Here is a 19,395-nt window from a genome sequence, read left to right as displayed (position 1 = left end):
CAAAAAGCTGGATCGCAGCGCCGGACTAGCGGAGCTACGATCCAGATCGAAATCCCCCCACCGGAGTCGCATCATGAGCCACGTCACCTATCGCATCGTCGAGCATGACGGCGGCTGGGCCTACAAGGTCGGCGACACCTTCTCCGAGACCTTCCCCGACCACGACGCCGCCAAGGCCGCCGCCGTCCGCGCCGCCCGCGAGCAGAAGGTGTCCGACGACAACGCCATGATCGAATACGCCGACAGCAACGGCGACTGGGTCACCGAACGCGCCGACGGCCACGACCGCCCGGCGACGGACGTCGAGGGGTAACGTCCCCACCCTCCGATCATCTCCGCGGAGGCGGGGACCCAGTTCTGTGGGCGCTCGGCGCCGGCCGGACTTTGCACTGGTATTGATCCCACGCACCGTGCCCAACGAAAGCACTGGGTCCCCGCCTCTGCGGAGATGATCGGGATTCTGGAGGCGGAGAGGATTTATTTCCTATTCATGCCTTGCGCTCGCGAAGAACGCCCACCATCTCCGCAGGCCGGTCTTTGACACGTCCAGCATCCGCCCGCCGTTCGGACAAATCCGATCGGCCCCATCCGCAAGCCACCTCTGATTTTCCAGACGAATTCTTCCGATTTCGCCCGTTGCGTCCGTTTTGTCAGGGTGTTTTTCGTCCGGACCGACCGGACACGGCTCAGGCTAGGAACGCCGCCTCATAGAGCGCGGACTTGAATCCGACGATCGTCCGGTCCCCCAGGTCCAGCACCGGCCGTTTGATCATCGACGGCTGCGCCAGCATCAGGGCGATGGCCTTCGCGGCATCCAGCCCCTCCTTGTCGGACGCACCCAGCGCCTTGAAGGTCGTGCCGTTCCTGTTCAGAACCGTCTCCCAGCCATGCTCGGCGACCCAGCCTTCCAGCGACGCCCGATCAATCCCGGCCTTCTTGTAGTCATTGAACAGGAAGGCCCGGCCGTTCTGATCCAGCCAGACCCGCGCCTTCTTCACCGTGTCGCAGTTGGGGATGCCGTAGAGGGTCGGGATCACCGGAACTTCCTCAAGCCGCGCGGTCCCATCCGCCCCGCCCCGGCGCGCTTGCCGAGCCAGTCCTTCCAGTCCGGCCAGTTGCGACGGCGTCCGCCGCCGTCGACCCATTCCGGCCCGACGTCGCCGGTGAAGACCGCGATGTCGGTCAGGCCGCCCTGTTTGAAGGATTGCAGCTTCACGCCCTTGCCACGGCCCATCTCGGGCAGTTCCTCGGCCTTAAAGATCAGGGTCTTCAGGTTCTCGCCGATGGTGACGATATGGTCGCCGGTAACCCGGATCACAGCCAGCAGGTCGCCGTTCAGCACCTGTTTCCCGCCGCGCTTCTGGGCCAGCAGCTCGTCTTCCGGCGCGATGAAGCCGTAACCGGCCCTGGACGCCATCAGCAATTTCGAGCCCGGCTGGTGCGCCAGGACCGCGATGATGCCCGCGCTCTCCTCCAGCTCGATCATCAATCTCAGCGGCTCGCCATGCCCACGCCCGGAGGCCAGCTTGTCGGCCCCGACCGTGAACACCCGGCCATCCGAAGCCGCCACCAGCAGCTTGTCGGTCGTGAACGCTGGCACGAAGAAGCCGAGGCTGTCCCCCTCCTTGAACTTCAGCTCGGAAGGATCGTCGACCTTGCCTTTTACAGCGCGAATCCAGCCCCGCTCGGAGAGGATCACCGTGATCGCTTCCCTGGGAATGAAGGCCTCGGCGGTCACGAAGGCCGAGGCATCCACGGCCTCGGCGATCGTCGTCCGGCGCGGTGAGACCATGGCCTTGCGCGTCGCGGCCAGCTCCTGTCCGATCTTCTTCCACTGTTTGGCGGGCGAGGATGACAGTGCCTGCAGGTTCGCAAGTTCCTCGGCCAGAGCCTTGTATTCGTTCTCGATCGCCATTTCCTCGATCCGCGCCAGCTGACGCAGTCGGGTGTCAAGAATGTAGTCCGCCTGCATCTCGGTCAGGCCAAATCGGGCGATCATCACAGCCTTCGGCTGTTCCTCCTCACGCACGATCCGGATCACCTCGTCCAGGTTCAGGAAGACGATCCTGAGCCCTTCCAGCAGGTGCAGCCGCTTCTCGACCCGCTCGATCCGCCACTGCGACCTGCGGTTCAGCACCTCGCGCCGGTGATCCAGGAAGGCCTGCAGACAAGGCTTCAGACCCATGACGTGCGGCGTGCCGGTCGCATCCAGCACGTTCATGTTGACCGGGAAGCGGATCTCCAGGTCCGACAGCCGGAACAGGCTCTCCATCAGGCTGTCGGCGTCGATGTTTCGGCTCTTGGGCTCGATGACGACGCGGATGTCCTCGGCCGACTCGTCGCGCACATCGCCCAGCAGCGGGGCCTTCTTCTGTTCAATCAGCTCCGCCAGGGCCTCGATCAGCTTGCCCTTCTGGACCTGATACGGGACCTCGGTGATGACGATCTGATAGCCGCCGCGCTCCAGCGGTTCCCGCTCCCAGCGCGCCCGCAGACGCACCCCACCCCGCCCCGTTTCATAGGCCTCCAGAATCGAGACATGGCCCTCGACGGCCACGCCGCCGGTCGGGAAGTCCGGCCCCGGGACGATCTCGGCCAGTTCAGCCGTCGTAGCCTCCGGCCGGTCCAACAGCAGCAGACAGGCATCGACCAGCTCGCCGACATTGTGCGGCGGGATCGAGGTCGCCATGCCGACGGCGATCCCGGACGATCCGTTGGCCAGCAGGTTCGGGAACCCGGCCGGCAGGACCACCGGCTCCTCGTCCTGGTCATCATAGGTGGGGCGGAAGTCCACGGAATCCTGATCGATTCCGTCCATCAGCAGCACCGCCGCCGCCGTCAGCTTGCACTCGGTGTAGCGCATGGCTGCGGCGTTATCGCCGTCGATATTGCCGAAGTTCCCCTGCCCGTCGACGAGCGGATAGCGCTGGGCGAAGTCCTGGGCCAGGCGGACCAGAGCGTCATAGATCGAGGCGTCGCCATGAGGATGATAAGTGCCCATGACCTCGCCGACGACCTTGGCGCATTTCCGCGCCGCGGCCTGCGGGTTCAGCCGCATCTGGTGCATGGCGTACATGATCCGCCGGTGCACCGGCTTGAACCCGTCGCGCACGTCCGGCAGGGCCCGGTTGGTGATCGTCGACAGGGCGTAGGCCAGATAGCGGCGCGACAGCGCCTCGGCCATCGGTTCGTCGACGATACGGCCGCCTTCGGGCGGTGGGGTGTGGATGGTCATGGGGCTGCGAATCACTCAGGCGAAGGTCGAAGTCTAGCCGCTTCCGGCCCGGTGCGGCTCAGTCCAGAGCCCGGAACCAGCGGTCGATCAGGACGGCCTCGGCGCGACGCGCGGCGGTCCGCTCTTCGGCCTCGGCGTCTACGCCCCACTGACGCTCCTGGAAGGCTTCGTCGAGCCGGCTCAGTTCGAACGCAGCATCCCCGCCCAGCGCGCCGCGCTGTACGGCCAGGCCGAGGAGCGCGCTGCCCAGCAGGGGCACGGCCATGGCCAGGGCCGTCAGGCCGAAGTCGTCCAGTTCGAGGGCCAGGTCGCGCACCCGGGCGATGCTCTCCGGCGGCTGCGCACGGTGGATGATGCCCTGCGTCGCCACGACGACGACGCCCAGTTCCTGCTCGGCCCACCCGCGCCACGGTGTCCACTCGCGGGTCTGTTCCGCGACTAGCGGAGTCGGGTGTTCGGCGAGATAGCAGAGGAGATCCGACCCGACGTAGGCGGCGATCTCCTCGGCCACCGGCTCGCGCGTCACCGCCACCCGGTCGATGGCCGTGGCCGCGATCCGCGTCGCCGGCATGGTCCCGGGATCGAGGAACTCCCCCTGGGCCGCCCATTCGTCGGCGACCATCCGGGCGGCGGCCTCGGTCGGCAACAGGAAGCGGTTGTGCGCCGGCGTCTTGGGCGCGCGGCCGTCCAGCAGTACGATCCAGCCGCCTGCGTCCCCGGCGGCGACGGATGCGTCCTTCCAGAAGCGCTTCAGCCGCTCTTCGGATTCGCGAAAGCCCTTCCTGGCGGCGACCATCGGGTCCAGCGGTGGGATGTGGCTCATGCGAAAGCTCGTGCGGCGAAACGGTCGAGGGCGGCTTCAAGATCGTCGAAGTCCATGGCCACGTGAGCGGCGCCGGCTGCGGTCTGTTCCTGCGGCGTATGGAAGCCCCAGGCCACGCCCTGAGGCATGACCCCCGCCGCCACCGCCATTGAGATGTCGTGAGCCGTGTCGCCGATCATGACCGTCGAGGCGGGCTCGGCCAACGCGGCGGTCATGGCGGCGTGCAGCATCGCCGGGTCCGGCTTGCCCGGACCATCCTCGGCGCAGTGTGATGACACAAACAGCTCCGCCCACCCGGCTCGGGCCAGGTTCCGCGCCACGCCGCGCCGGTTCTGGCCTGTCGCCAGCGACAGCCGCCAGCCGTCCTTGTGCAGTCGACGCAGGGTCTGCATCGCGCCGGGATACAACGGCTCCTCGTGACCCGCATCGAACATCCGGGCGAAGCTGGCGCGGAAGGCGGCGGTGAACCGCTCCAACTCCAACGGCGTCAGGCCTGGCTCGAGCACCGCCAGCGCATGCGGCAGCGACAGCCCCACGATCTGACGGACCCTGTCGTATTCGGGATCGGGCAGCCCGAGCTCCCGCGCCGCATCCGTCGCGGCCTGAAGGATCGAAGCGCGGCTATCGACCAGCGTCCCGTCGATGTCGAAGACTGCGAGCGGACGGCTCATCGCTGACGCTTCACGCCTTCGAACGGATCGTAGTCCGCCTCGCCCTCGTCGAAGCCGAAATGCTGGAAGCCGGCGCGCAGTTCGGCGCTGATCGGCGCCTCGACGATCAGTTTTCCGCCCGCCGGATGGTCCAGCTCGATCCGTCGCGCATGCAGTTGCAGCTTCAGCGGGCCGCTCAGTTCGGTCGATTTCTCGTCGCCGTATTTCGGATCACCCAGAATGGGATGACCGATCGCCTTCAGGTGTGCACGCAATTGGTGCGTTCGCCCGGTGAACGGCCGCAGAGCCATCCACGACGCTCGCTGGCCCGCATGGCTGATCAGGGCAAAGGCGGTTTCGGCCGGCTCCGCCCCGTTCTCCTTCGAATCGGCCGGGCGCATGATCTCGTAGTCGTTGATGCCCGACTTCTTCAGATGCATGTCGATCTGGCCCGCGTTCGGCTTGGGCAGGCCCATGACGATGGCCCAGTAGGTCTTCTTGGCCTGACGTCGCGCGAACGCCCCCGCCAGCCGCTTGGCCGCCTCCGGTCCCTTGCCGAGCAGCAGGACGCCGGACGTATCCCGGTCCAGCCGGTGGACCAGCCGCGGCCGATCCATCCCCTCGCCCCAGGCCGACAGCAGTCGGTCGACGTGGCGTGTCGTCTTTGTCCCGCCCTGCACCGCCAGGCCCCAAGGCTTGTTGAGGGCGATGACCAGGTCGTCCTCATAGATCACCATCGACCTGGCAAAGGCGATCTCTGCGGGCGTCAGGGCCATGTGCTCGCCGGGCGCACGGACGATCGGTTCGGGAATCGGCGGTACGCGCACAGCGGCCCCTGCGGTCAGGCGGCCTTCCGGCTTGATTCGGGCGCCGTCGACGCGGATCTGGCCGCCGCGCGCCATCTTCTGCACCTGGATGTTCGACAGGTGCGGCCAGCGTCGGCGGAACCAGCGGTCCAGCCGGATTCCGTCCTCGGCCTCGGCGACATAGAGGATCTGGGCCTCGCGGGCGCCGACCGGGCCCTTGGGCGCAGGGGCCTCGGCTGTGTCTTCCTTGGGGTCGTAGCTCACAGGGCGTCTCCGAATGCGCGGCGGGCCAGCATCAATCCGGCCATCAGGGCCGCGACGGCCAGCACCACCGACAGCAGGACATAGGCGCCCGCCAGACCGTATTCACGCCGCTCGATCATCAGCGCCGTCTCCAGCGAGAAGGCGCTGAAGGTGGTGAAGCCGCCCAGCACGCCGACCGCCGCGAGGACGCGCACCGTCTCCTGCCCGGAGCCGGCCCTCAGCCCCATCCAGCCGACCAGCAGCCCCATGACGAGGCCGCCGACGACATTGACCATCAGCGTGCCCCACGGCCAGGTGGAGGCTGGAAACAGGCGCGCGGCGCCCAGTCCCACGCCATAGCGCGCCATGGAGCCGAGGGCCCCGCCGATGGCGACGAGCAGAAGTCTTGTCATGATCGGGGCCTTATACCTTCACAGACGCCTGCGTCACCTGACCGAAACTTCACTTGCCGCGTTACAGGGTTAACGGCGATACCCAAGCTTCGCGTTGGGAGAGAACCCGGTCGGTCCGGCGACGGGTTCTGCCATAGTGCCGGGTCAAGGTCGCAAGGGTTACACCGTCCGCCATGTCGCATGACGATCATCATACCCCAGAGCCGGGTCCCGGCCTGACGATCCCGGTGTCGCCGTCGGCGCCGCCGTCGGGCGCGGCCGATATTCCCGACCGCCCGATTCCGGCGGCCACGCCCGCCCCGGCGCCCGAGCCGATCACGGCCCAGGAAGGCATCCTGCGTCCGATCCAGGAAAGCGATTATTTCACCCTGGATCCGGAGGCGATCCGGATCATCTCGGCCAATATCGACCAGTATTTCAACCAGGCGCTCGATATCTTCCCGTTCTGGGAGACCGAGAACAAGCCGGACCGGTTCCACGTCCTGTTCACGCGTCAGATCGAGGAACGCTTCCCCGCCGACGAGGATATCCGGGGCCGTATCCACGGCTATGGTCGTCGCGTTTTCAATGCCTTGCGCGTGCATGTGATCACCAAACGCCTGACTCAAGGGCTCTCCCTGATCGCATTCGCGGCCATGGCGGTCCTGGGCCCCGGGATCTTCGCAGACTGGACCGGAGGCCAGCCCCAGGGTCTGGGCCTGGCAGTTCTGGGCATGCTGATCACCGTCGGCATCTTCTTCGGCGTGTCCTCGATCCTGTTCGTCCAGTACAGGTTCCGGCTGGAGAACGACTCCTACGAACTGTCGCGCGAGGTGGTTCAGCGGACGCGCGAGCTGCAGAACCTGTTCACCAATGCCCGGGCCCTGTCAGATCAGGCCGAGACCCAGTTCCAGATGGACGGCAAGGGTTGGGGCCAGCGCGCCTTGTTCCTCACACGATTGGTGATGTGGATCGCGGCACGCATGGAATATCTCGAGAAATTCGCCCAGATGGAGCTGTGGCGCGTGCGCCGCGAACGCTACTGGATGCGCTGGGTTGCGCGGATCACGACGCCTTTCGTACTGCTGGTCTGGCTGGCCATCTTCGCCTTCTGGCCCGCCCCTGCAGCCAATGAAGCGGGCTTCCGGATCCTGCAGCTGGTCGCGCTGGGAATGGGGCTGCTGGTGTCCTGGCTGTCCTACTTCAACTGGCGGACCCCGACTGCGGCGGTGAAGGACAAGCTGGGGGTCGAGGGATGGGTCCGCTACGCCTCGCTGGACGTCGACAACACGATCGGCGACCAGGTGCGACGCGACAAGGAACGCCTCGTCGAATACCGCGCCCTCACTCGCGGCCGCTGAGCGAGTCACGCACCTCCCGCGCCTCATAAGCCTCGCCCCGATCAGGGCGGGCGCCTCGGCCCAGGCGGATTTCCAGAACGGTCGAGGTCGCCGACGGCCCTTCGAAATTCAGGCCCACGCCGACGCCCACGCCGGAAGACGAGTAGCGGTGACCGCCGTAGCGGCCCGAGCTGCCGCCGTAGCCGACCGAGACGTTGGGACGGAAGCCGCCGGCGCTGTCCGGCCGCCCGTCGATATAACGCTGGGTCACCTCGAACCAGTCATAGCCCTGCTCGACGGTCAGATCGGCAGCCCGCAGCAGGGCCATGTCCGCGACGGGTGCGGGCGCGCCGACGCCGTTGTAGGTGACGCGATAGCGGTCGCTCTCGATCCGCTGTTCCGAATAGCCCTGCCCGTTCGGGCCCCGCTGGGCTCCATAAGGGGCGAGGCTGGCGCAGGCGGCCGCTCAGGGCGGCAGTCGCGATGATGAGGGTGCGGATCATGGGCGTAGTCGTTTCACAAGGTTAAGCGCAGCGGGCGGGTTAGGCGTTCCCGATGATCCAGACTCCGGGAAATGGAGTCTGGATAGTCCGTTGAGTCTGGCTGGCCCGAACCCGAAAACACCGTCCGAAGCGTCCGAAGCGTCCGAAGCGTCCGATGCGTCCGTAGCGTTCGCCCATGGTGATCCTTTCCGCACGAAAGGGATCAGTATGGGGGCGTTTCAGGGGGTGATGGATAAAAGGCCTCCCGTTAGGGCCGAGCCTTGATTTGATTGAGCGAATCGACGCGTCCGTTGATGGGTATCGCCTGTATTCCTTCTCCCCCTGCGGGAGAAGGTGGCAGCCGAAGGCTGACGGATGAGGGGTCACGCCGATGGCTGGAGTGAGGGTTGGCGAGGCTGATTTCAAACGTCAGCATGACCCCTCATCCGACCTCGCTTCGCTCGGCCACCTTCTCACGCAACGGGAGAAGGGTTTAGATCTTGAGCCCCATCGCTTCCGCCAGCGACTTAAAATCCTCCGGCGGTTCAGCCGTCACCGTGCGCTCGCCACCGTCCGGGTGCGGGAACTTCAACGACGCGGCGTGCAGCATCAACCGGGGCGCGCCCCGGCCCGCCGCTGTCAGAGCGCCGCCGTAGCGGACATCCCCGACCAGAGGCCGTCCGATGTGGGCCATGTGGACGCGCAGCTGGTGCATACGGCCGGTGAAGGGCTGGAGCTCGACCAGGGCGCCTTCCTCGCTGGACGATAGGGTGCGGTATTTGCTGCGCGACCCCTGCGCGCCTTTCGCGTCGAAGGCGGCGACCCGCATGTAGCTTTCGCGACCGATCTCCTGGCGGACCAAGGGGACGTTGATGTCGCCGCTGGGCGGCCCGGGCGCGGCCGAGACCAGGGCCAGATAGGTCTTGGTGAGCTTGTGCGCCTGGATCGCCTTGCCGAGGAAGCCGGCGGCGGGCTTGGTCTTGGCGGCGAGGATGACGCCGGAGGTGTCGCGGTCCAGACGATGCACGAGATCCGGCCGCTTCCCGTTCGAGCGGGCGAAGGCCCACAGCAGGTCGTCCAGCGTGTGCGCCTGGATGCGGCCGCCCTGGCTGGACAGGCCGGCGGGCTTGGCAAACGCAATCGTCGAGGCGTCCTCGTGGATGACCCACGAGCGGACGGCGGCGATGTCCTGATCGGACAGGGAAACGGGGAAACGGTCGGTCACCGCGCCTGCATAGGCGAAAGACCGACCGTCCGTCAGCCCCTCAGCGCAGGACGCCCTTCCTGCCCATGCTCAGGGCGTACCAGACGAAGACGACGCAGATCGCGCCCTTGGCGAGCAGCATCGGCCACCAGGGGCCCATCGCCTCCATGCCGTTCGACAGGCCGAAGGTGTAGACGGCGCCGGCGGCCCAGCCGAGGAACGAAGCGACGAAGGCGTGCAGCGCCCATTTCCGGCGGAGCAGCAGCAGCAGCCCGCCCAGCAGGCCGCCCCAGACGCCGATCGCCTAGGCGGCGTCCGTCCACGCCGGCATGCCGTGGAAATAGGCCATCTGCAGCTCGGTCGGGTCCATGTTGGCCAGCCAGGCGTCCCCCTGGACCTGAGTCATGGTGTAGTCGAGGCAGCCAAGGCCGTTCCACAGCAGGGCGACCACCCCGACCAGCCACAGATGCCAGGGCGTGCGAAGCCGTCCGCCCATGCCGGTCAACGCAGCACGCCCTTCTTGCCCATGGTCCAGGCGTACCAGATGAAGAAGACGCAGGCCGCACCGATGACGACCTGCATCGGCCACATGGAGCCCATGGCCTCCATCCCGTCAGACATGCCGAACGCATAGACCGCGCCCGCCAGCCAGCCGAGGAAGGAGACCACGAAGACCGGTGTCGCCCATTTGCGGCGCAGCAGCAGCAGAAGCGCGCCCAGCAGGCCGCCCCAGACGCCGATGGCCCATGCGCCGTGGGTCCAGGCCGGCATGGCGTGGAAATACGCCATCTGCGCCTCGGTCATGCCCATACTGGTCAGCCAGGCGTCCCCCTGTGTCTGGGTCATGGTGTAGTCGACGCAGCCGAAGCTGTTCCACAGCAGCGCCACGACGCCGACGACCCAGAGGTGCCAGGGCGTCTTGATGGTCTGCCCCAAGCCGCTCACGACAGCACGCCCTTCTTGCGCATCGTCCAGGCATACCAGAGCAGAAGGGCGGCGATCACCAGGATGACCCACGGCATATACGCCATCATCGCCATGGCCGGCGGCAGGCCCGGCATCGGGTTCATCAGTCCGTAGATAAGGCTACCCGCTGCGCCCAGCAGCGACAGGGCGAAGGCCGGCACGGCCAGCTTGTTACGCAGAAGGAGCAGGATCGACCCGATCACCGCGCCCCAGACACCGATGATCCACGACCCGTACATCCAGGTCGGCATCGCGTTGTAGTAGTCGATCATCGGCTGGGTCATGCCCGAGGCGCGCCAATAGGTCTCGCCCTGGGTCGTGCTCATGATGAAGTCGTAGCCGCCGAACCCGTTCCAAAGCAGACTCACCACTCCCACCAGCCACAGATGCCAGGGCGTCTTCGTTCCGTCAGCCATCGTCCCCTCCCAAGGATCGCGTGAACGGACACGCTATGACTCGTCGGCGATTTCGACAATGAACGTTGATCACTCAGCCTTCGACTGCATCTCCGCCCGCATCTGCGCCCAGCGTTCCAGCCGCGCCTTGATCTTCTCCTCGTGGCCCTCGCCCCTGGGCGAATAGAAGGTCCGCCGCTCCATCTCGTCGGGGAAGAAGTTCGCGCCGGAGAAGCCTTCCTCCGTGCTCGGGTCGTACTGGTAGCCCTTGCCGTAGCCGAGCTGTTTCATCAGCTTGGTCGGGGCGTTGCGGATATGGGCCGGCGGCATCAGGGAGCCCGTCTCGGCGGCCGCCTTCTTCGCCGCCTTGAAGGCTTCGTAGACGGCGACCGACTTGGGCGCGGTCGCGAGGTGGACCACCGCCTGGGCCAGAGCCAGTTCGCCCTCGGGACTGCCAAGGAAGTCGTAGGTGTCCTTCGCCGCGTTGGCGACCATGATGGACAGGGGGTCCGCCTCGCCGATGTCCTCGACCGCCATCCGCACGATCCGGCGCGCCAGATAGAGGGGATCCTCGCCCCCGTTCAGCATCCGCGCCAGCCAGTAGAGGGCCGCGTCCGGGTCCGAGCCGCGCACGGATTTATGGAGCGCCGATATGAGGTTATAGTGCTCTTCTCGACTCTTGTCGTAGGCGGGGGCGCGGCGTTGCAGGGTTCCCGCCAAGGCCTGGACGTCCAGCACCGGCTCGGCCGGCAGGGCGAACAGGGTCTCGGCCATGGTCAGCAGATAGCGGCCGTCGCCATCGGCCAGGGCGGTCAGCGCGTGACGCGCCTCCGGCGTCAGAGGCAGGGCCTGACCCTCCTGCGCCTCGGCCCGCGTCAACAATTGATCGAGCGCCGCGTCGTCGAGCCGCTTCAGCACGAAGACCTGGCTGCGCGAGAGAAGAGCCCCGTTCAGCTCGAACGACGGATTCTCCGTCGTGGCCCCGACCAGGGTGATGACCCCCTCCTCCACGAACGGCAGAAAGCCGTCTTGTTGGGCGCGGTTGAAGCGGTGGATCTCGTCGACGAACAGCAAGGTCGACTGACCGGCGGCGCGACGGACGCGGGCCTGTTCGAACGCCTTCTTCAGATCGGCGACGCCGGAGAAGACGGCCGAGATCTGCTGGTACTGGTAGCCGGCGGCCTTGGCCAACAGGCGGGCGATGGTGGTCTTGCCGGTGCCAGGCGGGCCCCACAGGATCATCGAGCCCAGACGGCCGGCCTCGACCATGCGCCGGATCGGCCCGCCCTCGCCCAGCAGATGATCCTGACCCACCACCTCGTCGAGCGTGGCCGGACGCAGGCGGTCAGCCAGCGGCGCGTCGGGGGGATGGATGCCGGAGGCTTCGAACAGATCGGTCATGGACGGTGAGGTGTAGGCGTTCGCACGGGCGATTTCACGCGTTACAATGGCCCTGAACGGAGGAGATGACATGGGACAGGTCGATGCGCCCCGGCCGCTGACCGGCATCACGCCCTATCTCAGCATCGCCTCGCGCGGCGGCCAGGCGGCGGTGGAGTTCTACGCCCGCGCCTTTGGAGCGGTCGAGGTGCGGCGGATGCTGGCGGATGACGGCGAACGTATTATGCACTCCCATCTGCAGATCAACGGCGGCAGCGTGATGCTGTCGGACGAGTTCCCGGAAATGGGCGGCGAGGTCGATGTCGTGCCGAAGTCGGTGACGCTGCACCTCCATGTCGACGATGCGGACGAATGGTGGAACCGCGCCATCGTCGCCGGAGGGGCGCCTGTCCATCCCATTGCCGATCAGTTCTGGGGCGACCGCTACGGCGTCCTGAAAGACCCGTTCGGCCATTGCTGGTCCGTCGGGTCGCCGATCAAGGACTAGAGTATTCGAAGCGCGAGTTGCGGCGCCCTTGGAGCGCGGACCTCCAGGTCCGCTCTTCGACGGCGAAAAGAGCGGACCTGGAGGTCCGCGCTCCTTTAAGTGTTTTCGACCACCGATCGCTCTAGCCGACGACGCCCGTCATCCGGCGGCCCTGACGCTCAATGGTGATCTCGGAGCGCCCGATGCGCTGCAAGGCGTCCGGCGAGCGGACCGGGCGACCATTGATCTCGCGCACCAGATCCCCGGGACGCAGGCCCGCGCGGGCCGCGTAGCTGCCGGGTGCGACATTGGTGATCAGCAGACCCTGGGCGAAGGGATCGCCGCCCAGACGATCGGCCAGAGCCGGGTTCAGCGCGGCGATCTGCGACCCCGAGAAGGCGCCCTGCTGGATCAGCAGGCCGTCAGTCTTCGCGTCACCCGGCAGGGATTGGACGCGGGCGTTGATGGTCTGGGTGCGGCCGTCGCGCAGCACGTTCAACGCCACAGCCTCGTTCGGGCTTTTGGTTCCGACGCGGAAGTTCAGACCGGCCTGGTCGTGGACCTCGGCGCCGTCGACAGCGGTGATGACGTCGCCTTCGCGCAGACCCGCGCGCGCGCCCGGGCCGCCGTCGTAAACGTCGGTGACGATCAGCCCTTGCGGCCGCGCCATGCCGAGCGAACGGGCGATGTCGGCCGAGACCGTGTCGCCCTTCACGCCGAGCCAGGGGCGCACGACGGCCGTCTCGCCTCCGAGGGCCGAGTCGACCACGCGACGGACCATCGATGCCGGGACCGCGAATCCGACGCCGGAGGACGAGCCCGAGCGGGAGAAGATGGCCGTGTTGATACCGATGAGGTCGCCGTCCATGTCGACCAGGGGCCCGCCGGAGTTGCCCGGATTGATGGCCGCGTCGGTCTGGATGAAGGAGCCGGAGTCCGAGATGCCGGTCTCGGTCCGGTTGAGGGCCGAGATGATGCCGTTGGTCACCGTCTGCCCGACGCCGAAGGGGTTGCCGATGGCCAGGACCAGGTCGCCGACTTCCTGTTCCTCGCGGTCGTCGATGGCGAGGACGGGGAGCTGTTCGGTGACCCCCTGAAGCTTCAGCACGGCGATGTCGCTGCGCGCATCGGCCAGAATGACCTCGGCCGGGTATTCACGACGGTCGTTCAGGACCACGCGGATCTGGGTCGCGCCCTCGATGACGTGGTTGTTGGTGACGACGATTCCGTCGGAGCGGACGATGACGCCGGAGCCGGCCGATTCCGCGACCCGCTGCTGCGGCATGCCGCCGCCAAAGAACTGGAAGAAGGGGTCGGCCTGGACCCGCTGGATCGACCGGGCCGAGATGTTTACCACGGCGGGCGCCGCCTCGCGCACCACGGGGGCGAAGCTCTGCTTCATCGACGTGGAGTCGGTGGGCGTCTGGCGCCCGGTCGGTTCGGCGAAGACGCCGTCCTGGGCCCTGGTGGAATTGGCGTTGCCGCAGGCGGCCAGCGTCAGGCAGGCCATGAGGGCGATCGTCGAGGTCTTCATTGCAGTCCGGAAGTGAGCCATGTCAGGCCGCTATATCTGTCCCGCTTTCGGGCCGGATCAAGGCATCCGATCAAGGCGGGCGGCGGCGTCCGCGCCCTCGACCTTCCCCTCGCCCCGCCGCGGGCTGCAGGGTCGACAGGGAAAAGCCGCTCAGGACAGACGATCGCGGAAGTCCGGGTAGTCGAACTGGCGGATCAGACGCAAGGCGTTGGTGTCGCTGTTCCAGAGAGCAATGGCCGGCAGGGGCACGCCGTTGAAGGTGGTGGTCTTGACCATCGAATAGTGGGCCTGGTCGAGGAAGGCGATGCGCGTCCCCGGGGTCGGCGGCTTGGCGAAGCGGTAGTCGCCGATGATGTCTCCGGCGAGACAGGACGGGCCGCCGAGGCGGAAGGTGACGCCCCCGTCAGCCTCTCCCAGCATCGCCGGGCGGTAGGGGGCCTCGATGACGTCCGGCATGTGGCAGGTGGCCGAGATGTCGGTGATCGCGATCGGCAGGCTGTTCTCGAAGGTGTCCAGCACCTCACCGACCAGAATGCCGGCGTCGAGGGCGATGGCCTCGCCGGGCTCGATATAGACCTCGATGCCGTGGCGTTCGCCGATGCCGCGCAGCAATGCGCCCAGGCCCTCGCGGTCATAGTCGGCACGGGTGACGTGGTGGCCGCCGCCGAGGTTCAGCCATTTCAGCGAGGCCAAGGAGCCCTCGATCTTCGGCTCCAGCGACGCCCAGATGCGTTGCAGCGGTTCGAAGCCCTGCTCGCACAGGGCGTGGAGGTGCAGGCCGTCGACGCCCTGCAGATGTTCGGGCCTGAGCTGCGACACGGGGAATCCCAGCCGCGACCCGAACTGGCAGGGGTCATATTTGGCGACCTCGGCCTCGGAGAGTTCGGGGTTGAGGCGCAGGCCGATGTCGAAGGTCTCGCCGGCCGCGCGAGCCTCGGCGATCAGGTCGGCGAAGCGCGCGATCTGGGTCGGGGTGTTGAAGATCACCGAGTCGGACAGGCGCAGGATCTCAGGTAGATCCCCGGCCTTGTAGGCGGGGGAATAGGTGGTCAGGTGGCCCTTGTAGAATTCCCGCGCCAGCCGCGCCTCCCACAGGCCCGAGGCGCAGACGCCGTCCAGATAGTCTTCGATGAGGTCGGCCAGCGACCACATCGAAAAGGCCTTGAGCGCCAGCAGGACCCGTGCGCCACCGGCCGCCCCGACGCCCTTCAGGATCGACAGGTTGCGACGCACCGCCGACTCGTCGACGACGAAACAGGGCGACGGCACGCGGCCGAGATCGAAGCGGGCGAAGGCGCCGGGCCCGCCCGCCTTCGTTTCCATGGCGCCGGAGGGCGTGTGCATCGGACTGTCCCCGTCAGAACGCGAGCGGCGCGTCCAGGTCCCGCACCTTCCAGGGCAGGCCGTGCTTGTTCAGCATGTCCATGAAGGGGTCGGGATCCAGCTGCTCCATGTTGAACACGCCCGCGCCCTTCCACTGGCCGGTCAGGATCATTGCGGCGCCGATCATGGCCGGCACGCCGGTCGTGTAGCTGACGGCCTGGTTGCCGGTCTCGGCATAGGCCTCTTCGTGGTCGCAGACATTGTTGACGTAGACCGTCTTCTGCACGCCGTCCTTCAGGCCGGTGGCGATGGTGCCGATGTTGGTCTTGCCCCTGGTCAACGGACCGAGGGACGAGGGCTCGGGCAGCAGCGCCTTGAGGAACTCGATCGGGATGATCTCGCGGCCCTGGAACATCATCGGCTCGATCGAGGTCATACCGATGTTCTCGAGCACCTCGAGGTGTTTCAGATAGGAGTCGCCGAACGTCATCCAGAAGCGGATGCGGCTGATTTCCGGATAGAATTTCGCCAGCGATTCCAGCTCCTCATGGTACATGAGGTACATGTTCTTTTCGCCCACCTGGTCGAAGTCGAACACCTGTTTGCGGGTCAGGGCCGGGCCCTCGATCCACTGGCCGTTCTCCCAGTGACGCGACGGGGCGGTCACTTCGCGCAGGTTGATCTCGGGATTGAAATTGGTCGCGAACGGCAGGCCGGTATCGCCGCCGTTGCAGTCCAGGATGTCGAGCGTCTCGATCGAATCCAGCAGATGCTTCTTCGTGTACGTCGTGAACACCGAGGTCACGCCGGGATCGAAACCCGAACCCAGAAGAGCCATCAGACCGGCCTCCCTGAAGCGGTCCTGATAGGCCCACTGCCACCTGTATTCGAACTTCGCTTCCTCGCGCGGCTCGTAGTTGGCGGTGTCCATGTAGTGGACCCCAGCCGCGAGGCAGGCATCCATGATGTTCAGGTCCTGGTACGGCAAGGCCAGATTGACGACGAGCGCGGGCTTCACGGCCTTGATCAGGGCCGTGGTCGCGGCGACGTCGTCGGCATCAATGGCCGCCGTGTCGATGACGACGCCGGTGCGTTCCTTCACCGAGGCGGCGATGGCGTCGCATTTGGACTTCGTCCGCGAGGCCAATGTGATGTGGGAGAAGATGTCGGCGTTCATCGCCATCTTGTGGACGGCGACGGAGCCTACGCCCCCCGCCCCGATTACGAGAACCCTGCTCATCTCATGCACTCCTGAAGTCTGCACCGCCTGAAACCCGTCACATCGACGCGTTGGGTGGGGTCCTATACGAGGATGGGCCTTCCCGTAACCGTCCCGGCCCGTGTTTTGCGTTGCCGGGCGCCCTTATTTCGATCGCCCGAGGGACAGGACGCGACCCGCCGATCCTGTCAGAAGCTTAATCCTCCACACGCTTGCCGAGCGCGATTGGCCGGGCGATGGTCGGGCATGACCGCAGTGATCGAATCCCGGAACCTGACCAAGACCTACGGCGCAGTCCGTGCGCTGGACGGGCTCAGCCTCTCCATTCCGCGCGGCGGGGTCTATGGCGTGCTGGGGCCGAACGGCGCCGGCAAGTCGACCCTGTTTCGCATCCTGCTGGGCCTGATCCGGCCGTCCGACGGCGAGGCCTCGGTGATGGGCGGGCGCATCGGCGACGTCGCGGCGTCGCGGCGGATGGGCTCGATGATCGAGACCCCGCGCTTCCCGCCCTTCATGACTGCGCGCCAGGTGCTGGTCTGGCTGTCGGCCGCCCACGGGCTGACGCCTGACGCGGCGCGCGTCTCCGGCTGGCTGGAGCGCGTCGGCCTGACCGAGGCTGCCGACCGCAAGGTGCGCGGCTTTTCCGTCGGCATGATGCAGAGACTCGGCGTCGCAGGCGCCCTGATCACCGATCCCGAACTGGTCATTCTGGATGAGCCGACCAGCGGCATGGACCCGCCCGGCATCCAGGAGATGCGCGCCCTGATCCGGTCGCTGGCCGAACGCGACGGGATCACCGTCATCCTGGCCAGCCATCAGTTGCTGGAGGTCCAGCGGGTCTGCGACCGCGTCGCCATCCTGAACCGGGGCAAGCTCGTGCGCGAAGGCGCCGTCAGCGAGTTGACCGCCACGGGCGAGCGGTTGCGCCTGTCGGTGACGCCGATCTCGAAGACGCTGGAGATCATGTCCAGCCTGCCCGGCGCGTCGGGCGTGCTGGAAGGCGACGCCGTCATGGCCACACTGCCCCGCGCCGACACCCCCGCCCTGCTGCGCGCCCTGATCGAGGCCGGGGTCGACATCGACGAGGCTCGCTGGATCGGCGCCGATCTGGAGAGCGTCTTCATGTCCGAGACCGGCTCCGTGCAACATCCGGAGAGCATCATTCAGGAGGTCGGACATGCTGGCTGATTCCGTCCGCTCCGAGCTGTACCGCCTGTCTCGCAACCGCATGGCCGTCTTCTGGTCGGCCCTGTTCGTACCGCTGCTCTTCGTCGTCGGCGGGACCGCCTTCCACCTGATCACGAAGTCGAAGATGGCGGAGATGACCGGCGATCTGGCGCCCGGCGCGGCCGCCTCGTTCGCCGTCACCAACCTGGGTCACGACCTCGTCCAGGGTGCGGGCATCGTCGCGAACGGCGCCATCCTCGTCTTCATGCTCATCGGCGCGGCGACCCTCTATGCGGGCGACTACCGCTGGGAGACGTGGCGGCTGATCAGCGCGCGCAACAGCCGGCTCAACCTGATCCTCGGCAAGGTCGGCGCCTTCAAGGTCCTGACCCTGGCGGCCATGGTGGTCTTCCTGATCGCGGGCCTGATCTTCTCAACGAGCGGAGCCCTGATCAACGGTCACAGCATTACCTTCAGCTTCGACGGAGGCGACGCGGCCGACTTCGGTCTGCTGCTCCTGCTCGGCTACATCCGCATCATCCAGTACGCGATGGTCGCCCTGCTGACGGCAGTGCTTACCCGCTCGTTGCTGGCCACCCTGTTCGTCCCGGTGGTGCTGGGCTTTGGCCAGACCCTGCTGGGAGGGCCCGGCCTCGCGATCCTGCAGTGGGAGCCGACGGCCTGGCAATCACAACTGCTCCTGCCGGGCCTCGCCTTCGACGCCCTGAAGGCCATGGTGACCGCCGGCGTCGGCGCCCCGCCCGCGCCCGACGGCCTGATGCTGAAGGCGATTGTCAGCCTGGCTCTGTGGACGATCGTTCCCCTCGCGGGGGCGCTCGCCTGGTTCAACCGGCAGGACCTGTCGAAGGAATAGGCGGCGACGGACTGACCGACCCTTCCGCGACCAGCCAGTCGCGGAAGGCGTCGACCGAGGCGTCGGGCCGACCCTCCGGCCTCAGGAAAACGAACTTCGACGGGCGCTCGGCAAAGCCGAACGGGGCGACCAGCCGTTCCGTCACGATGTCCGGCGCGACGAAGGCCCAGGGCGCGATGGCCACACCCATGCCGGCCGCGGCCGCCTCGATCATCGAGTTGTTGTGCTGGAACTCCCGCGACTGGTGAGTGGTCGGCAGCCGCACCCCGACCAGGTCGCTCCAGACCATCCAGCTTTCGCGGAAGGTCGAGGCGTGCAGGCGCGGCAGCTGCCCCATGGCCTCGATCGTCATCCCGGGCGGTGTCACGTCAGGCGCGCCGATCGGGCCCTGATACTGGGGCAGGAAGGGTGTGATCTCCTGTCGCTTCGCCTCCTGACCCGGGTTGAATAAGCGGATCGCGCCGTCGATCCGGTCCTTGGCGAAGTCGACGGCGGCGTAGGACTCCGACACCTTCACGCGGATTTCGGGACGCAGGGCCATGAAGCCCGGCAGGCGCGGGATCAGCCATTTCAGCGCGAAGGTGCCGAGGCAGGAAATCTCGATCTCGCGCCGTTCGTCCCGCCGGGCCGCGTCGACGGCGTCGGTGATGGTCGCGAAGGCGCGAAGGGCGTTGAGCGGCGGCGGGGCGATGGACTTCATGTGATCTCAGCTCACAGACTGCCGCCGGGTTAATCGATTTCGGCTCTCAGGCAATTCGGATTGAAGCTGATTGATGCTGCAGTTCGACAAAGACCCGCCCCCGCCGCGCCGGACCCTCTGGGACCGAATCCTCTATGTCATGGCCGCCGTCGCGATCTGGGCCGCCGTCCTCTAT

At 66.9% G+C, this 19,395-nt stretch carries 20 protein-coding genes and 1 pseudogene; 5 read left to right on the top strand and 16 right to left on the bottom strand.

Features of this window, described 5'->3' with window-relative positions; translation table 11 throughout:
- The first annotated feature begins 73 nt into the window (after window positions 1–73).
- Complete coding sequence (locus ACP7A5_RS11170; RefSeq protein ID WP_426041984.1) at window positions 74–313, top strand: hypothetical protein; 240 nt, start codon at window positions 74–76, stop codon at window positions 311–313.
- A gap of 373 nt (window positions 314–686) precedes the next feature.
- Here the strand turns inward: ACP7A5_RS11170 and ACP7A5_RS11165 are convergent, their stop codons facing one another.
- The 6 genes from ACP7A5_RS11165 to crcB are packed head-to-tail and all read right to left on the bottom strand — an operon-like array spanning window position 687 to window position 6,170.
- Entirely contained in the window at window positions 687–1,037 is a 351-nt protein-coding gene (locus tag ACP7A5_RS11165; RefSeq protein ID WP_426041983.1) for an arsenate reductase, read from the bottom strand.
- Entirely contained in the window at window positions 1,034–3,235 is a 2,202-nt protein-coding gene (parC, locus tag ACP7A5_RS11160; protein WP_426041982.1) for a DNA topoisomerase IV subunit A, read from the bottom strand. Before parC ends, ACP7A5_RS11165 begins: the two co-directional genes overlap by 4 nt.
- Window positions 3,236–3,293: 58 nt before the next feature.
- Window positions 3,294–4,058 carry an ATP12 family chaperone protein gene (locus tag ACP7A5_RS11155; protein ID WP_426041981.1) on the bottom strand — a complete coding sequence of 255 codons (765 nt, stop codon included), beginning with the start codon at window positions 4,056–4,058 and terminating at the stop codon, window positions 3,294–3,296.
- Window positions 4,055–4,729, bottom strand: a complete 675-nt coding sequence (locus ACP7A5_RS11150) for an HAD-IA family hydrolase (protein WP_426041980.1) — start codon at window positions 4,727–4,729, stop codon at window positions 4,055–4,057. The genes ACP7A5_RS11155 and ACP7A5_RS11150 overlap by 4 nt, the downstream gene beginning before the upstream one ends.
- The gene (locus ACP7A5_RS11145; RefSeq protein ID WP_426041979.1) at window positions 4,726–5,778 is read right to left on the bottom strand and encodes an RluA family pseudouridine synthase; all 1,053 of its coding nucleotides are present in this window, start codon (window positions 5,776–5,778) and stop codon (window positions 4,726–4,728) included. The genes ACP7A5_RS11150 and ACP7A5_RS11145 overlap by 4 nt, the downstream gene beginning before the upstream one ends.
- On the bottom strand, window positions 5,775–6,170 hold the full coding sequence (crcB, locus tag ACP7A5_RS11140; protein WP_426041978.1) for a fluoride efflux transporter CrcB: 396 nt from the start codon (window positions 6,168–6,170) through the stop codon (window positions 5,775–5,777). Before crcB ends, ACP7A5_RS11145 begins: the two co-directional genes overlap by 4 nt.
- Window positions 6,171–6,343: 173 nt before the next feature.
- Here crcB and ACP7A5_RS11135 point away from each other — a divergent pair, with 173 nt between their 5' ends.
- The gene (locus ACP7A5_RS11135; RefSeq protein ID WP_426041977.1) at window positions 6,344–7,510 is read left to right on the top strand and encodes a hypothetical protein; all 1,167 of its coding nucleotides are present in this window, start codon (window positions 6,344–6,346) and stop codon (window positions 7,508–7,510) included.
- Here the strand turns inward: ACP7A5_RS11135 and ACP7A5_RS11130 are convergent.
- From ACP7A5_RS11130 to ACP7A5_RS11105, 6 genes and pseudogenes are all read right to left on the bottom strand, one after another.
- A pseudogene (locus tag ACP7A5_RS11130) lies at window positions 7,494–7,940 on the bottom strand (CC0125/CC1285 family lipoprotein); the annotation flags it as partial. The gene ACP7A5_RS11135 and the pseudogene ACP7A5_RS11130 overlap by 17 nt on opposite strands.
- Before the next feature lie 524 nt (window positions 7,941–8,464).
- Window positions 8,465–9,196: an RluA family pseudouridine synthase gene (locus ACP7A5_RS11125; protein ID WP_426041976.1), complete on the bottom strand. Its 732-nt coding sequence runs from the start codon at window positions 9,194–9,196 to the stop codon at window positions 8,465–8,467.
- A 283-nt stretch (window positions 9,197–9,479) separates the two neighbouring features.
- Entirely contained in the window at window positions 9,480–9,680 is a 201-nt protein-coding gene (locus ACP7A5_RS11120; protein WP_426041975.1) for a hypothetical protein, read from the bottom strand.
- Window positions 9,677–10,120: a hypothetical protein gene (locus ACP7A5_RS11115; protein ID WP_426041974.1), complete on the bottom strand. Its 444-nt coding sequence runs from the start codon at window positions 10,118–10,120 to the stop codon at window positions 9,677–9,679. Before ACP7A5_RS11115 ends, ACP7A5_RS11120 begins: the two co-directional genes overlap by 4 nt.
- On the bottom strand, window positions 10,117–10,557 hold the full coding sequence (locus ACP7A5_RS11110; protein WP_426041973.1) for a hypothetical protein: 441 nt from the start codon (window positions 10,555–10,557) through the stop codon (window positions 10,117–10,119). The genes ACP7A5_RS11115 and ACP7A5_RS11110 overlap by 4 nt, the downstream gene beginning before the upstream one ends.
- 69 nt (window positions 10,558–10,626) lie before the next feature.
- Window positions 10,627–11,937 (bottom strand): replication-associated recombination protein A, encoded by a 1,311-nt coding sequence (locus ACP7A5_RS11105; protein ID WP_426041972.1) that lies wholly within the window; start codon window positions 11,935–11,937, stop codon window positions 10,627–10,629.
- A 70-nt stretch (window positions 11,938–12,007) separates the two neighbouring features.
- Here ACP7A5_RS11105 and ACP7A5_RS11100 point away from each other — a divergent pair, with 70 nt between their 5' ends.
- A complete protein-coding gene (locus ACP7A5_RS11100; protein ID WP_426041971.1) occupies window positions 12,008–12,424 on the top strand; it encodes a VOC family protein in 417 nt (138 codons plus the stop codon).
- A gap of 121 nt (window positions 12,425–12,545) precedes the next feature.
- On the opposite strand, the gene ACP7A5_RS11095 is transcribed toward ACP7A5_RS11100, so the two are convergent.
- The 3 genes from ACP7A5_RS11095 to ACP7A5_RS11085 all read right to left on the bottom strand — a co-directional run bounded on the left by ACP7A5_RS11095 (window position 12,546) and on the right by ACP7A5_RS11085 (window position 16,500).
- Complete coding sequence (locus ACP7A5_RS11095; protein ID WP_426041970.1) at window positions 12,546–13,937, bottom strand: Do family serine endopeptidase; 1,392 nt, start codon at window positions 13,935–13,937, stop codon at window positions 12,546–12,548.
- Between the two features lie 150 nt (window positions 13,938–14,087).
- Window positions 14,088–15,281: a carboxynorspermidine decarboxylase gene (locus tag ACP7A5_RS11090; RefSeq protein ID WP_426041969.1), complete on the bottom strand. Its 1,194-nt coding sequence runs from the start codon at window positions 15,279–15,281 to the stop codon at window positions 14,088–14,090.
- A gap of 13 nt (window positions 15,282–15,294) precedes the next feature.
- Window positions 15,295–16,500, bottom strand: coding sequence for a saccharopine dehydrogenase C-terminal domain-containing protein (locus tag ACP7A5_RS11085; RefSeq protein ID WP_426041968.1), 1,206 nt, complete (start codon window positions 16,498–16,500; stop codon window positions 15,295–15,297).
- A gap of 225 nt (window positions 16,501–16,725) precedes the next feature.
- Here ACP7A5_RS11085 and ACP7A5_RS11080 point away from each other — a divergent pair, with 225 nt between their 5' ends.
- Both ACP7A5_RS11080 and ACP7A5_RS11075 read left to right on the top strand, forming a co-directional pair.
- Window positions 16,726–17,667, top strand: coding sequence for an ABC transporter ATP-binding protein (locus ACP7A5_RS11080; RefSeq protein WP_426041967.1), 942 nt, complete (start codon window positions 16,726–16,728; stop codon window positions 17,665–17,667).
- Window positions 17,657–18,520 carry a hypothetical protein gene (locus ACP7A5_RS11075; RefSeq protein WP_426041966.1) on the top strand — a complete coding sequence of 288 codons (864 nt, stop codon included), beginning with the start codon at window positions 17,657–17,659 and terminating at the stop codon, window positions 18,518–18,520. Before ACP7A5_RS11080 ends, ACP7A5_RS11075 begins: the two co-directional genes overlap by 11 nt.
- On the opposite strand, the gene ACP7A5_RS11070 is transcribed toward ACP7A5_RS11075, so the two are convergent.
- Window positions 18,492–19,220: a LysR substrate-binding domain-containing protein gene (locus ACP7A5_RS11070; protein WP_426041965.1), complete on the bottom strand. Its 729-nt coding sequence runs from the start codon at window positions 19,218–19,220 to the stop codon at window positions 18,492–18,494. The two genes, ACP7A5_RS11075 and ACP7A5_RS11070, sit on opposite strands and share 29 nt — an antisense overlap.
- Between the last annotated feature and the right edge of the window lie 175 nt (window positions 19,221–19,395).

This window comes from Brevundimonas sp. TWP2-3-4b1, from assembly GCF_049897665.1.
Taxonomy (GTDB): Bacteria; Pseudomonadota; Alphaproteobacteria; order Caulobacterales; family Caulobacteraceae; genus Brevundimonas; species Brevundimonas subvibrioides_B.
The sequence above is the reverse complement of the archived record's forward strand: the minus strand, read 5'-3'. Positions and strand labels throughout refer to the sequence as shown.

Excerpts from the sequence above, each read along its gene's own strand:
- ACP7A5_RS11075 (WP_426041966.1), top strand. The coding sequence starts at position 17,657 with ATGCTGGCTGATTCCGTCCGCTCCGAGCTGTACCGCCTGTCTCGCAAC.
- ACP7A5_RS11070 (WP_426041965.1), bottom strand. The coding sequence starts at position 19,220 with ATGAAGTCCATCGCCCCGCCGCCGCTCAACGCCCTTCGCGCCTTCGCG.
- ACP7A5_RS11110 (WP_426041973.1), bottom strand. The coding sequence starts at position 10,557 with ATGGCTGACGGAACGAAGACGCCCTGGCATCTGTGGCTGGTGGGAGTG.
- ACP7A5_RS11085 (WP_426041968.1), bottom strand. The coding sequence starts at position 16,500 with ATGAGCAGGGTTCTCGTAATCGGGGCGGGGGGCGTAGGCTCCGTCGCC.
- ACP7A5_RS11170 (WP_426041984.1), top strand. The coding sequence starts at position 74 with ATGAGCCACGTCACCTATCGCATCGTCGAGCATGACGGCGGCTGGGCC.
- ACP7A5_RS11095 (WP_426041970.1), bottom strand. The coding sequence starts at position 13,937 with ATGAAGACCTCGACGATCGCCCTCATGGCCTGCCTGACGCTGGCCGCC.
- ACP7A5_RS11105 (WP_426041972.1), bottom strand. The coding sequence starts at position 11,937 with ATGACCGATCTGTTCGAAGCCTCCGGCATCCATCCCCCCGACGCGCCG.
- crcB (WP_426041978.1), bottom strand. The coding sequence starts at position 6,170 with ATGACAAGACTTCTGCTCGTCGCCATCGGCGGGGCCCTCGGCTCCATG.
- parC (WP_426041982.1), bottom strand. The coding sequence starts at position 3,235 with ATGACCATCCACACCCCACCGCCCGAAGGCGGCCGTATCGTCGACGAA.
- ACP7A5_RS11135 (WP_426041977.1), top strand. The coding sequence starts at position 6,344 with ATGTCGCATGACGATCATCATACCCCAGAGCCGGGTCCCGGCCTGACG.
- ACP7A5_RS11080 (WP_426041967.1), top strand. The coding sequence starts at position 16,726 with ATGACCGCAGTGATCGAATCCCGGAACCTGACCAAGACCTACGGCGCA.
- ACP7A5_RS11090 (WP_426041969.1), bottom strand. The coding sequence starts at position 15,281 with ATGCACACGCCCTCCGGCGCCATGGAAACGAAGGCGGGCGGGCCCGGC.
- ACP7A5_RS11155 (WP_426041981.1), bottom strand. The coding sequence starts at position 4,058 with ATGAGCCACATCCCACCGCTGGACCCGATGGTCGCCGCCAGGAAGGGC.
- ACP7A5_RS11100 (WP_426041971.1), top strand. The coding sequence starts at position 12,008 with ATGGGACAGGTCGATGCGCCCCGGCCGCTGACCGGCATCACGCCCTAT.
- ACP7A5_RS11150 (WP_426041980.1), bottom strand. The coding sequence starts at position 4,729 with ATGAGCCGTCCGCTCGCAGTCTTCGACATCGACGGGACGCTGGTCGAT.